Origin of the sequence: Diaphorobacter sp. MNS-0, assembly GCF_019602835.1 — a bacterium.
GTDB lineage: Bacteria > Pseudomonadota > Gammaproteobacteria > Burkholderiales > Burkholderiaceae_C > Diaphorobacter > Diaphorobacter nitroreducens.
In genome coordinates this window covers 465,857-478,600 of the sequence record NZ_CP080761.1, presented here as the reverse complement: position 1 = coordinate 478,600, position 12,744 = coordinate 465,857, and the positions used below count along the sequence as shown (strand labels likewise).

Annotated in this window: 9 protein-coding genes; 5 read left to right on the top strand and 4 right to left on the bottom strand. The window is 69.4% G+C overall.

Going from position 1 to position 12,744, the window contains the following annotated elements:
• Positions 1-103 precede the first annotated feature (103 nt).
• Complete coding sequence (locus tag K2L43_RS02340; protein ID WP_220638419.1) at positions 104-2,545, bottom strand: adenosylcobalamin-dependent ribonucleoside-diphosphate reductase; 2,442 nt, start codon at positions 2,543-2,545, stop codon at positions 104-106.
• 276 nt (positions 2,546-2,821) lie between these two features.
• Here K2L43_RS02340 and K2L43_RS02335 point away from each other — a divergent pair, with 276 nt between their 5' ends.
• Complete coding sequence (locus K2L43_RS02335; protein WP_047350292.1) at positions 2,822-3,676, top strand: ChaN family lipoprotein; 855 nt, start codon at positions 2,822-2,824, stop codon at positions 3,674-3,676.
• A gap of 27 nt (positions 3,677-3,703) precedes the next feature.
• Here K2L43_RS02335 and K2L43_RS02330 read toward each other — a convergent pair whose 3' ends face one another.
• Positions 3,704-5,884, bottom strand: coding sequence for a putative bifunctional diguanylate cyclase/phosphodiesterase (locus K2L43_RS02330; RefSeq protein WP_370633106.1), 2,181 nt, complete (start codon positions 5,882-5,884; stop codon positions 3,704-3,706).
• A 190-nt stretch (positions 5,885-6,074) separates the two neighbouring features.
• Here K2L43_RS02330 and purU point away from each other — a divergent pair, with 190 nt between their 5' ends.
• From purU to K2L43_RS02310, 4 genes are all read left to right on the top strand, one after another.
• On the top strand, positions 6,075-6,923 hold the full coding sequence (gene purU / locus K2L43_RS02325) for a formyltetrahydrofolate deformylase (protein ID WP_011803889.1): 849 nt from the start codon (positions 6,075-6,077) through the stop codon (positions 6,921-6,923).
• A gap of 25 nt (positions 6,924-6,948) precedes the next feature.
• The gene (locus K2L43_RS02320; RefSeq protein ID WP_012655462.1) at positions 6,949-7,869 is read left to right on the top strand and encodes a LysR substrate-binding domain-containing protein; all 921 of its coding nucleotides are present in this window, start codon (positions 6,949-6,951) and stop codon (positions 7,867-7,869) included.
• Positions 7,870-8,044: 175 nt separating this feature from the next.
• A complete protein-coding gene (locus tag K2L43_RS02315) occupies positions 8,045-9,529 on the top strand; it encodes an FAD-linked oxidase C-terminal domain-containing protein (protein ID WP_187148595.1) in 1,485 nt (494 codons plus the stop codon).
• 92 nt (positions 9,530-9,621) lie between these two features.
• The gene (locus tag K2L43_RS02310; protein ID WP_220638418.1) at positions 9,622-10,083 is read left to right on the top strand and encodes a carboxypeptidase regulatory-like domain-containing protein; all 462 of its coding nucleotides are present in this window, start codon (positions 9,622-9,624) and stop codon (positions 10,081-10,083) included.
• 59 nt (positions 10,084-10,142) lie between these two features.
• Here K2L43_RS02310 and K2L43_RS02305 read toward each other — a convergent pair whose 3' ends face one another.
• On the bottom strand, positions 10,143-11,489 hold the full coding sequence (locus K2L43_RS02305) for a DUF445 domain-containing protein (protein WP_187148593.1): 1,347 nt from the start codon (positions 11,487-11,489) through the stop codon (positions 10,143-10,145).
• A gap of 82 nt (positions 11,490-11,571) precedes the next feature.
• Positions 11,572-12,708 (bottom strand): aminotransferase class V-fold PLP-dependent enzyme, encoded by a 1,137-nt coding sequence (locus tag K2L43_RS02300; RefSeq protein WP_220638417.1) that lies wholly within the window; start codon positions 12,706-12,708, stop codon positions 11,572-11,574.
• Between the last annotated feature and the right edge of the window lie 36 nt (positions 12,709-12,744).

The window sequence follows — 12,744 nt, the reverse complement described above, 5'->3', positions numbered from 1 at the left end:
GCGGCATACAAGCGAAAACATGCTTCCGCGCGCTCCCATCAAGCGCAAACAGCTATCATATTGATAGTAAACACCCTGGTGTTGCCAGGGCGTTCCGGTCTGCTCAGCCGCAGCTGCCCAGGGCGCCGCACTGGGTGCAGTAGTCGCAGCCATCCTTGCGGATCACGGCGTGGGCACCGCACTCATTGCACTTCTTGCCGGCCATGGCCGGGGGCATGCCGGTCGCGGGCGCTGCGGCGGGCTCGTCCAGCGGCAGCACCTGCTGCTGCGGCATGGCACGCTGGGCCAGGATGTTCTGCACGGCATACGCGATGGCGGCCACCTCGGAGTCGTGCCACAGCGGCACGTGGGTGCCGTCGGCCTTCTGGTGCGTGCCCAGGCGCACGGGGCCACGGTCCCAGGCCACCTTGCGCATGTCGGACAACGCGCGCTCCAGGAAGCCGCCGCGCGCGGCCAGCGACAGCAGGCGCATGCTGGAGGTGATCCACTGCTGCGATTCGCCGCTCTGCCCCACGGGCATGAAGAACTCGATGGCGCGGTCCACCGTGCCGCCGCGCCCGTCAGGCACGGGCAGGAAGGAGACGATCAGGTACAGCGTCTTGTGGCCTTCCTGCGTCCAGTACTCCAGCTTCTCCGCCACGGCCGACAGGCCGCCTGTGGGACGGCTCTCGATCATGGTGCGCATGGGGTCCACCACCACCGGGGCAGGCGCGGCCTCGGGTGCGGCGGCGGGGGCCGGCGCTGCGGCGGGCGTGACTTCCAGCACGGCGCCCAGGATGCTGTTGGGCCGGTAGGTGGCCAGGCCCTTCAGGCCCGAGTGCCAGGCCTGCATGTACAGGCCCTTGAAATCGGCGTAGGGGTAGTCCTCGGGCACGTTCACGGTCTTGGAGATCGCCGTGTCCACAAAGGGCTGCACGGCCTCCATCATGGCCACGTGGTCGGCGGCCGCCATGTCCATGGCGCTCACGAAGTACGCAGGCAGATGGTTCACGTCGCCGCCCAGCGTCTTGTACAGACGCCAGGCGTAGTCCTCCACCACGTACTCGCTCTTGCTGCCGTCGGCCTCGCGCTTGCGGCGCGTGTAGCTCCAGGAGAACGGCGGCTCGATGCCGTTGGAGGCGTTGTCGGCGAAAGCCAGACTCACCGTGCCCGTGGGCGCGATGGACAGCAGATGGCTGTTGCGGATGCCGTGCTTGCGGATGGCCTTCTGGATGTCCGCGGGCAGGCGGCTGGCGAAGGTGCCCTTGGCCAGGTAGCCATCGGCGTCGAACTTGGGGAATGCGCCCTTTTCCTTGGCCAGTTCCACCGACGCGCGGTAGGCCGCGTTGCGCATGCGCTCGGCGATCTGTACCGCCATGTCGCGCCCTTCCTGGCGGTCGTAGCGCTTGCACAGCATGGCCAGCGTGTTACCCATGCCCGTGAAGCCCACGCCGATGCGGCGCTTGGCCGCCGACTCGGCCTGCTGCTGCGGCAGTGGCCAGAAGGTCACGTCCAGCACGTTGTCCAGCGCGCGCACCTGGGTGGCCACGGCCTGCTCGAAGGCATCGAAGTCGAACGACGCCTCGCCATGCAGCCCGAACGGGTTGCGCACGAAGCGCGTGAGGATGATCGGGCCCAGGTCGCAGCAGCCGTAGGGCGGCAGCGGCTGCTCGCCACACGGGTTGGTCGCCTGGATGGTCTCCGTGTAGTGCAGGTTGTTGTCGGTGTTGATCTGGTCCAGGAACAGGATGCCGGGCTCAGCGAAGTCGTAAGCCGACTTCATGATCGTGTCCCACAATTCGCGCGCGCGCACCGCGCGGTACACCCACTGCCCGTCGGCGCGCTGGTGTGCGCCCTGGGCCTGCAGCTCCGCACCGGGCGCGGCGCCATGCACCAGCTCCCAATCACGGTCCTGCTCCACCGCTTCCATGAAGGCGTCGGGCACGCCCACGGACACATTGAAATTGTTCCAGCGGCCCGGCGTACGCTTGGCGGTGATGAAGTCCAGCACGTCCGGGTGGTCGATGCGCAGCACGCCCATCTGCGCGCCGCGGCGCGCGCCCGCACTCTCCACCGTGGAGCAGGACTGGTCGAAGACGTTGATGTAACTGCAGGGGCCCGAGGCCATGGAGGCCGTGCCCTTCACCAGCGCGCCGCGCGGGCGGATGCGCGAGAAGTCGTAGCCCACGCCGCCGCCGCGGCGCATGGTCTCGGCGGCCTCGCGCAAGGCCTCGTAGATGCCGGGGTAGCCCGCATCGTCCACGCCCTGGATGCAGTCGCCCACGGGCTGCACGAAGCAGTTGATGAGGGTGGCCTGGATGTCGGTGCCGGCAGCGCTCATGATGCGCCCCGCCCCGATGGCGCCGGCACGCAGGTTGTCCAGGAAGCGCGCCTCCAGGGCCTGGCGCATGTCCTCGCGCTCGACCGAGGCCAACGCCCGCGCCACGCGGCGGAACAGATCCTCGACATCGCTCTCGCCGTCTTTGAAGTATTTCTCCTTCAGCACATCCATGCTGATGGGTTGTGTAGACAGGGCGGGGGCAAGGTCGGTGATTTCACGCTGCATGGAGGGGCTCCGAAAGGGATTCTGACGGGCACGCCGCGGGCAGCCGCGGCGGCAATCCTAGATTTTTACACTGCTCGGGAGCCCGCGCCGCGAACCTGCGTCAAGACCCTGCGGGGGGCACCACACAAAGGCGCCCCTGTAGTCCGCCGCGCTCTCCGTTTCCTGTAGCACGCCAGCCGCCTGGGAAGCGGCCCCGCGCAATTACGCACCCGCATGATCGGCATGCAAGTCGCATTTACGCCCGGTTGCAAGGCAACCACGCCCTACCATTGGCCCATGATTTTCTCGCCGCTGGTTCGTCTCTTGCTCACCGCTTTGGCACTGGTCTGGATCGCAGGCTGCACGACACCCCCCGAGCAGCCACAGCCCACCTCTGGGGCCGAAACGGCCTGGGATTCCCAACTGGAGCGCTGGCCGCCCGTGGACGCCCTGCTGCTGGGCGAGCAGCATGACGCCGCCGCCCACCAACAGTGGCAGCGGCACACGGTCCAGTGGCTCGCCGCGCGCCAGCGCCTTGCGGCCCTGGTGTTGGAGATGGCGCCCGAAGGCGCGGGCACCGATGGCCTGCCGCCGGACGCGGACGCTGCCCAGGTGCGCGCCGCGCTGCAATGGGATGAACAGGCCTGGCCCTGGGACCGCTATGCGCCGGTGGTGATGGCTGCCGTGGCCGCGGGCGTGCCGGTGCGCGGCGGTAACCTGCCGCGCAGCCAGATGCCGCAAGCCATGCGCGACACCGCGCTGGACACGCACCTGCCTCCCGCCGCGCTGGCGCGCCAGCGCACCGCGATCGAGGAGGGCCACTGCGGCCTGGTGCCGGCGCAGCGGCTGATGCCCATGGTGCGCATCCAGTTGGCGCGGGACGCCCGCATGGCGCGCGCCGTGCAGGCCGCCCACCGCCCCGGCCGCACGGTATTGCTGGTGGCGGGCTTCGGCCACGTGCAGCGCAGCCTGGGCGTGCCCACGTGGCTGCCGAGTGATTTCACGTCAAAAGTGGCAATAGCCCAAGCGGGACAAGCGCGACCAGCTATTGAAAGCGAAGCGGATTACATCCACCGCACGCCGGCGCTGACGCCCCACGACCCGTGTGCGGAGCTGCGCGAGCGCTGGCCCGGCCCGCCGCCCGCGCCGTAGCGGACGCTGGCCCCAGCCCGCGCTCGCTCAGCCCGCCATGCCGTTGTGCGCCTGCAGCAGCCGGGCGAACTCCTCCGCCGGCAGGGGGCGGCTGCACAGGTAGCCCTGGTAGGCGTCGCAGCCGCGCTCGCGCAGGAACGCCAGCTGCTGCGGCGTCTCCACCCCCTCGGCCAGCACCGACAGCCCCAGGCTGTGCCCCATGGCAACGATGGCGGCGCTGATGGCCATGTCGTCGGCGCTGCGGGGAATGTCGCGGATGAAGCCCTGGTCGATCTTGAGCACGTCGATGGGAAAGCGCTTGAGGTGCGCCAGGGACGAATAGCCGGTGCCGAAGTCGTCCACCGCCATGCGCACGCCCAGCTGCTGCAGCCGCTGCAGCACGGCGCGGATCTCGTCGGGTCGCTCGGCCAGCACCGACTCGGTCAGTTCCAGCTCCAGGCAGCGGGCCGGGAAGCCGCTGGCCTTGAGCGCCTCGGCGGCGCAGGCGGCCACGTCGGTCAACTGGAACTGGCGCGGCGAGAGGTTGATGGCCAGGCGGATCTCCGGCAGGCCGTCGGCGCGCCAGCGCTGGCCCTGCTCGCAGGCGGCGCGCATCACCCACTGGCCCAGGGGGCCGATCACGCCCGAGGTCTCGGCCACGGGGATGAAGCGCGCGGGCGAGATCATGCCCTCCTGCGGGTCCAGCCAGCGCACCAGCGCCTCGGCCCCCATGATCCGGCCGGTGGCGATGCATACCTGCGGCTGGTAGTACAGCCGCAGGTGCCCCTGCGCCAGGGCCACGCGCAGCCGCGCCTCGATCTCCAGGCGCTCGCGCGCGGCCTGGATCAGCGATTCGTCAAAGAAGCAATACGCGCCGCGCCCGCGGGCCTTGGCGCCGTACACCGAGGAATGCGCGCCCTGCAGCAGCGCCTCGGTGGTCCGCGCATGGGCGGGGAACATGCAGATGCCCACGCTCACGCCCACCACCACCTCGATGCCGTCGGGCGTGCTCCAGGGCGTGCTGGCCGCGGCGATCAGGTGCCGCGCCACGGCTGCCGCGCCGTCCGCATGGCGCAGGTGGCGGGCCAGCACGGCGATCTCGTCGCCGGCCAGCCGTCCCAGCAGATCGCCCGGGCGCAGGTTCTGCTCGACCTGGCGGGTGATGTGCCTGAGCACCTCGTCGCCCACGGCGTGGCCGTAGCTGTCGTTCACGTCCTTGAAGCGGTCCAGGTTCAGGAGCAGCAGGGCCATCTGCTCGCCGCTGTCCTGGGCCTGGCGCACGGCGCTGTCGAGCTGCTCGCCGAACCAAGCGCGGTTGGGCAGGCCGGTCAGCGGGTCGCAGTGCGCCAGAAACTCCAGGCGCTGGTGCTGGGCCTTTTCCTCGGAGATGTCGGTGAACATGCACACGTAGTGCGTCACCGCGCCGTCCGCGCCGCGCACGGCCGAGAGCGACATGCGCTCCGGGAACACCTCGCCGTTCTTGCGCCGGTTCCAGATCTCCCCCTGCCAGTGGCCCGTCTGGCGCATGGTGTCCCACATGGCCTCGTAGAACGCCGGTCCATGCCGCCCCGACTTGAACACGCGCGGGTTCTGGCCCAGCAACTCTTCCTCGGTATAGCCCATGAGCCGCGTGACGGCCGGGTTGACCGAGAGGATGCGGCCGTCGGCATCGGTGACCACCACGCCTTCGATGGTGTTGTCCACCACCGTGGCCGCCAAGCGCCAGCGCTGTTCGCTGAGCGCCTGCGCGTCGCGCGCGGCATGCACTTCGCGCAGGGACTGCAGTACGCACACCAGGTGGTCGGGCTCGCTCTCCAGGGCCAGCACATGGCTCACGGTGCACAGCACGGGCAGCTGCGATCCATCGCGCTGGTTGCGGCACCAGCGCTCGCCCTGGTAATGGTCGATCTCGCGGGCGCGCAGCCGCTGCAGTTGCCGCTGCGCCCAATCGCTGTCGTGCGGGCGCACCAGCGTTCGGAAGTCGACCTGCGGCAGCGGCTCGTGCGGCGCCACGCCCAGCCATTCACGCAGGCGTTCATTGGCCCACACCAGGCGGCCGTCCATGCTCAGCCGCGCCATGCCGGCGGGCGCGTGGCGCAGCACCTGCTCCACCCGGCGCGCCAGGGTGCGCCGGCTCCCGCCCCGGCGCCAGCGCAGCAGGAGCCAGCCCAGCAGAGCACCCGCCAGCACGGCGTCCAGCCCGCTCTTGTACTGCAGCAGGGACTGCAGCGCCTGCGGCTCCAGGGGCAGGTACTGCAAGGCGGCCGCCCGCCCAGGCCCAGGCCGCACCCATGGCACCAACGGCCAGCGCCAACATCCAGCGGCCCTGCAGGGGCCTCCACGAGGGCCTGCGGCCCGCGCCTTTACTCAGCAATCCACACTCCTGAAGGGGCCTCGCGTGCTGCGACAATCGCAGCATATGACCCATTCCTACATCCTGACACTGTCCTGCCCCGACCGGCTCGGGCTGGTGCACGCCGTCTCCGGCTTCCTGCTGGACCACGGCGGCAACATCGAGGAAGCCGCTCAGTACAACGACCAGGGCACCGGCCTTTTCTTCATGCGCGTGCAATTCGCATGCGAGTCCACCGACGAAGCCACCCTCAAGGCCGAACTGGCCACCTTTGCCGAAGAGCACAGCATGCGCTGGAGCCTGCATGCCACCAGCGCGGCCATGAAGACCGTGCTGATGGTCAGCAAGGAAGGCCACTGCCTCAACGACCTGCTGTTTCGCTACAAGAGCGGTTTGCTGCCCATCGACATCCGCGCCATCATCAGCAACCACCGCGACTTCTACCAGCTCGCGGCCAGCTACAACATCCCTTTCCACCACATCCCCGTCACCGCCGCCACCAAGGCGCAGGCCGAGGCCAAGCAGTACGAGATCATCCAGGCCGAGGGGGCCGAACTGGTGGTGCTGGCGCGCTACATGCAAGTGCTGTCCAACGACCTGTGCACCAAGCTGTCGGGCCGCGCGATCAACATCCACCACAGTTTCCTGCCCAGCTTCAAGGGCGCCAAACCCTATTACCAGGCGCATGACCGCGGCGTGAAGCTGATTGGCGCTACCGCCCACTACGTGACGGCCGACCTCGACGAGGGGCCGATTATCGAACAAGATGTTACAAGAGCGGATCACACGGATACCGTGGAAGATCTCACCGCCCGCGGGCGGGACACCGAAAGCCAGGTGTTGGCGCGCGCCGTGAAGTGGCACAGCGAGCACCGCGTGCTGCTCAACGGCCACAAGACCGTCGTCTTCCGCTGAACCCGCCCTGCCCCCATACGCCGCCATGGCCACGCAATCCCTTTCCATCGCGGCCAAGGCGGCCCTGGACGCCGCCAGCCTGCGGCGCATCCCGCCCATCCAGTGCCTGCTGACCTTCGAGGCGCTGGCGCGCCTGCGCAGCGTGACGCAGACGGCCGATGAGCTGTGCGTCACCCCCAGCGCCGTAAGCCACCGCGTCAAGCAGCTGGAGCAGATCCTGGGCACGCGGCTGTTCGGGCGGGCCGACTTTTCCCTGACCACCGACGGCAGCGCCTATCTGGCCCATGTGCGCGAGGGGCTCACCGCGCTGCAGCGCTTCCCAGGCACGGCAGTGGCGCCGGGCAAGCGCCGGCTGAAGATCGCGGTCACCCCCACCTTCGCGCGCGCCTTGCTCATCCCGCGGCTGCGCCAGTTCACCGAGACCTACCCCGAGATCGACCTGGCCCTGCAGGTCTCCATCCCGCTGCTGGACGTGGTGGCGGAAGACGCGGACCTCGTCGTGCGCTACGGCCCCGGCCACTACGCCGACATGGAGCATGTGGAGATCGCACGCGACGTGCTCACGCCCCTGGCCTCGCCCGGCTTCGTGCGCGAGCACGGCCCCTTCGAGCGCCCCGAGGACCTGGAAGGCCTGCCCCTGCTGCGCAGCCCGCTGGAGCCCTGGCGCAGCTGGTTCGCGGCCGTGGGCCTGGCCTGGGCCGAGCCCAACGAAGGCTCGCAATTCAACGACGTGGGCCTGATGTGCGACGCCGCCGCGGCGGGCATGGGCGTGGCCCCGGTACGGCTCAAGCTCGCCGCGCCCTGGCTGGACCAGGGCACGCTGGTACGCCTGTTCGACACCGACGCCCCCAGCCCCTACGCGCACTACCTGTGCTGGCGCACCGGCACCATGGACCGCTGGGAATGCGCGGCCTTCGCGGACTGGCTGCGCCGCACGCTGGGGTAACCCCGCAAGCGGCGCGGCCGTGCGCAAGCCAATTTCCATAAGCCAAATCAGGCTCTAGCGCTTATCCATCAAGCGCCAGTAGCTATTAATAACGCAGCAATTGGCGCAACACGGCTCACGCCCGCCTGCAAGAAAACTCACGCCGCGCGCGCACGCCATGGCCTACAGTCACGCCATGCCCAGCCCCACATCCACCGAACGCGCCCAGCGCCAGGCCGAGGTCGTGCAGGCCCTGTCGGCCTGCGTGCCACAGCATGCGCTGCTCTGGCAGCCCGAGGACACCACGCCTTACGAATGCGACGGCCTCACGGCCTACCGCCAGCGCCCGCTGGTCGTGTGCCTGCCCGAGACGGAAGGCGAAGTGCAGGCCGTGCTGAAGACCTGCCACCGCCTGGGCGTGCCCGTGGTGGCGCGCGGCGCTGGGACGGGCCTGTCGGGCGGCGCCATGCCGCATGCCATGGGCGTGACGCTGTCGCTGGCCAAGTTCAACCGCATCCTGGACCTGGACCCGGTCGCCCGCACGGCGCGCGTGCAGTGCGGCGTGCGCAACCTGGCCATCAGCGAGGCCGCCGCGCCCTACAACCTGTATTACGCCCCTGACCCCAGCAGCCAGATCGCCTGCACCATCGGCGGCAACGTGGCCGAGAACTCCGGCGGCGTGCACTGCCTGAAGTACGGCCTGACGGTGCACAACGTGCTGCGCGTGCGCGGCTACACCATGGAGGGCGAGCCCATCACCTTCGGCAGCGAGGCGCTGGACGCGCCCGGCTACGACCTGCTGGCCGCCGTGATCGGCAGCGAGGGCATGCTGGCCGTGGCATTGGAGGTCACCGTCAAGCTGGTGCCCAAGCCGCAGTTGGCGCGCTGCATCATGGCCAGCTTTGACGACGTGCGCAAAGCCGGCGACGCCGTGGCCGCGGTGATCGCCGCCGGCATCATCCCGGCCGGCCTGGAGATGATGGACAAGCCCATGACCGCCGCCGTGGAGGACTTCGTCAAGGCCGGCTACGACCTGACGGCCGAGGCCATCCTGCTGTGCGAGTCCGACGGCACGCCCGAGGAAGTGGAGGAAGAGATCGCGCGCATGAGCGAAGTGCTGCGCGGCTCGGGCGCCACGGCCATCTCGGTCAGCACCAGCGAGGAAGAGCGCATGCGCTTTTGGAGCGGGCGCAAGAACGCCTTCCCCGCCAGCGGCCGCATCAGTCCCGACTACATGTGCATGGACTCCACCATCCCGAGGAAGCGCCTGGCGGACATCCTGCTCGCCATCCAGGAGATGGAGAAGAAATACCAGCTGCGCTGCTGCAACGTGTTCCACGCGGGCGACGGCAACCTGCACCCGCTGATCCTGTTCGATGCCAACGACCCCGACCAGCTGCACCGCTGCGAGCTGTTCGGCGCCGACATTCTGGAAACCAGCGTGGCCATGGGCGGCACCGTGACGGGCGAGCACGGCGTGGGGGTGGAAAAGCTCAACTCCATGTGCGCGCAGTTCACCGTGGAGGAGAACGCGCAGATGTTCGCGCTCAAGGAGGCGTTCGACCCGCAGGGCCTGCTCAACCCCGGCAAGGTGATCCCGACGCTGAACCGCTGCGCCGAGTACGGCAAGATGCTGGTGCGCAACGGCAAGATGAGCCACGCCAACCTGCCGCGCTTCTGACGGCCACCACGCGCGCTCGCGCCCTGGGCTGACAGCGCGGCGCGCAACCAGGTGCCAGCATGGCGCTTTTACCCCTGACAAGGAGGTGCGCCATGCCCGTGTTGTCCCCGTTCCCGTTTCGACTTCCGCGCCGTCTGGCGCCGCTGGGTCTGTGTGCCCTGCTGGCCAGCGGCGCCAGCGCCGTGCAGGCGCAGGCGCAGGCCGACAGCGCGTCCCGCCCGGCCGTGCTGCCGCCCGTGCAGACGGCCGGTGCGCTGCACTACCAGTGCGGCGGCATCGGCACGGACGAATCCACCGCCATGCGCGCAGCCATGAAGGACTATCCCCTGTCGCTGCTGTTCGCGCGTGCCGATGGCGCCTACGAGGCCAACGTCGACGTGCGCATCACCCCGCAAGGCGGGGGCGACGCGATGCAACTGCGCGCCGGCGGCCCCGTGTGCCTGCTGCAACTGCCTGCGGGCAGTTACCGTGTGGAAGTACAGGGCGCCGGCCAGAACCACAGCCGCACCGTGCAGGTGGGCCGAGCGCCGCAAACGCTGGATTTTCGGTTCTAAGCAAAATCGGGTCTTAGCGCTTATCCAGTAAGCGCTAGCAGCTACTAATTAGATAGCACTCACGACCCGACCACCGCCGCCCACAACGCGCCCGCGTGCGAGACGGCGAACAGCAGCAGCCCGATGCAGCCCCCCACCACGGTGCCGTTGATGCGGATGTACTGCAGGTCGCTGCCGATGTGCAGTTCCACCAGCCGCGCCATCTCCTGCGCGTCCCAGCGCTGCACCGTAGCGCGGATGTGTTCGGCCACCGACTGCGCCACATCGGGCGCAAAGGTGGCGGCCCACAGTTCCAGGCGCACGTTCAGGCGCACGCGCAGCGCCGCATCACCCGCGAGCGACAGCCCCAGCCACTGCCCCATGTCGGCCACGCGCGCGGACAATGCCGAGTCTTCGTTCATCAGATCGTCGCGCAGCTTCTGGCGCAGGTCGCTCCACAGATCGCGCACATAGCGGCCCAGCACCTCGTCGTTCTGCAGGTAGCCGCGCACCTCGTCGCCGCGGCGCGCCCAATCGGGGTCGGTCTGCAGGCGGGCGATGAGGCGCTGCACGGCGCCGTCCAGCGCCTCGCGCAGCTCGTGCTGCGGGTCCTCGGCCACCGCCTTGAGCAGGGTGTCCACGGCGTGCGTGATGGCCGAGGCGCCCTTGCCCGAGAGCCAATCGGTGGGCAGCACCTTCTGCTTGAGCGGATGCTCACGCTTGATCCACTGCAGCAGCGTGTCGGCCACGAAGGCGCGCGTGTCCTCCGATCGCACCATGCCGCCCAGGCGCTCCAGCAGGTCGTCCAGCAGCGCCTGGTGCCGGCCCTGGTAGGTGAGCGCGCCCAGCGCCGACGCCATGGAGCGCGACAGGTCGATCTTGCCCACCAGCGTGCGCGCGGCCTGGCTCAGGAAGGCCTGGATCTTCGCGTCCTCCACCGTGTCCAGCGCGGTCAGCGCCAGCCTGGCCACCTGCCTGCCCAGCAGGCGCGCGTTGGCCGGTGCCGTGAGCCACTGCGCCAGCATGTTGGCCGGATCGTGGCGGCGGATCATGGTCACGAGCGAAGGCGCGTCCAGGAATTTGTCGCGCACGAACACCGCCAGGTTGCCGCCGATGCGGTCCTTGTTGCGCGCAATGATGTCGGTGTGGCGCTGCACCAGCGGCAGCGGGATGCGCCGAAACAGCGCCGAAACCGCAAACCAGTCGGCCAGGGCGCCCACCATGGCGGCCTCCGCCACGGCGCGCACGCAGGCCACGCCCAGACTGGGTGGAAAGAAATAGGTCAGCGCAAAGACGACGACCACTGCTAGCAGCAGGCCGGTGGCCTGGCGCTTGGCCCGGGACAGCTGGGAGGCGCGGCCCGCGAGCGCGGCCGGCTCGGCCGAAGCCGCGGCCTGCGCACCAGGCTCCAGGGGGGAAGCATGCATGCGGGAAAGCATAGCCGCGCACCGCGGCCCACGCCACCCCGCGGTTGTAGGAGATGGACGCTTTTGCGCCGCCGGCCAGCAGTCAGCGCGCCGGCGCGACCTGGTCCAGCGCCGCGGCCAGGTGGCCCACCGTGCGGTCCACGTTGTGCCACTTCTCCAGGCCGAACAGGCCCAGGCGGAAGGTCTGGAAGTCCGCACCCTCGCCGCATTGCAGCGGCACGCCCGAGGCGGTCTGCAGCCCCGCCTCGGCGAACTTCTTGCCGCTCTGGATGCCGGGGTCGGTGGTGTAGCTCACCACCACGCCCGGTGCCTCGTAGCCCGCAGCCGCCACGCTGGGAAAGCCCCGCGCCTGCAGCAGCGCGCGCACCTTGGCGCCGAGTGCGATCTGCTCGTCGCGCACCTTGGCAAAGCCGTAGTCGCGCGTTTCCAGCATCACGTCGCGCAGGCGCACCAGCGCATCGGTGGGCATGGTGGTGTGGTAGGCGTGCTGGCCCTTTTCGTAGCCCTCGGCGATCTGCATCCACTTCTTGAGGTCGCACGAGAAGCTGGAGCTCTGCGTCTGCTCGATCGCCTCACGCGCGCGGGCCGACAGCATCACCATGGCGCAGCAGGGCGAGCCGCTCCAGCCCTTTTGCGGCGCAGAGATCAGCACGTCCACACCGGTCTTTTCCATGTCCACCCACATCGCGCCGGAGGCCACGCAGTCCAGCACGAACAGCGCGCCCACCTCGTGCGCGGCGTCGCTCACGGTGCGCAGGTAATCGTCGGGCAGCAGGATGCCACTGGCCGTCTCCACATGCGGGGCGAACACCACCTTCGGCCGCTCGGCGCGGATGGCGGCGGCCACCTCGCTCGCCGGGCAGGGAGCCCAGGGCGCCTGTGGACCATCGCCCTGGCGGCGCGCCTGGCAGACCGCGGCACCACCGCCCAGCCCGCCGGCGTCGAAGATCTGGCTCCAGCGGTAGCTGAACCAGCCGTTGCGCACGATGAGCACCTTCTCGCGGTTGGCGAACTGGCGTGCCACGGCCTCCATGCCGAAGGTGCCGCTGCCGGGCACGAGCACCGCCGTGTGCGCGCGGTAGACATCCTTGAGCGTCGCCAGGATGTCCTGCATCACGCTGACGAAGCGGCGCGACATGTGGTTGAGCGCACGGTCGGTATAGACCACCGAGAATTCGAGCAGGCCATCGGGATCGACGTCGGGCAGCAAACCGGGCATGAGGGAATCTCCGTCAAAACTAGATGACGGCCAGCT

Bases quoted from the DNA above. Each gene is read 5' to 3' on its own strand.
- K2L43_RS02315 (WP_187148595.1), top strand. From the start codon at position 8,045: ATGCCCAGCCCCACATCCACCGAACGCGCCCAGCGCCAGGCCGAGGTC.
- K2L43_RS02300 (WP_220638417.1), bottom strand. From the start codon at position 12,708: ATGCCCGGTTTGCTGCCCGACGTCGATCCCGATGGCCTGCTCGAATTC.
- K2L43_RS02335 (WP_047350292.1), top strand. From the start codon at position 2,822: ATGATTTTCTCGCCGCTGGTTCGTCTCTTGCTCACCGCTTTGGCACTG.
- K2L43_RS02340 (WP_220638419.1), bottom strand. From the start codon at position 2,545: ATGCAGCGTGAAATCACCGACCTTGCCCCCGCCCTGTCTACACAACCC.
- K2L43_RS02310 (WP_220638418.1), top strand. From the start codon at position 9,622: ATGCCCGTGTTGTCCCCGTTCCCGTTTCGACTTCCGCGCCGTCTGGCG.
- K2L43_RS02320 (WP_012655462.1), top strand. From the start codon at position 6,949: ATGGCCACGCAATCCCTTTCCATCGCGGCCAAGGCGGCCCTGGACGCC.
- K2L43_RS02305 (WP_187148593.1), bottom strand. From the start codon at position 11,489: ATGCATGCTTCCCCCCTGGAGCCTGGTGCGCAGGCCGCGGCTTCGGCC.
- purU (WP_011803889.1), top strand. From the start codon at position 6,075: ATGACCCATTCCTACATCCTGACACTGTCCTGCCCCGACCGGCTCGGG.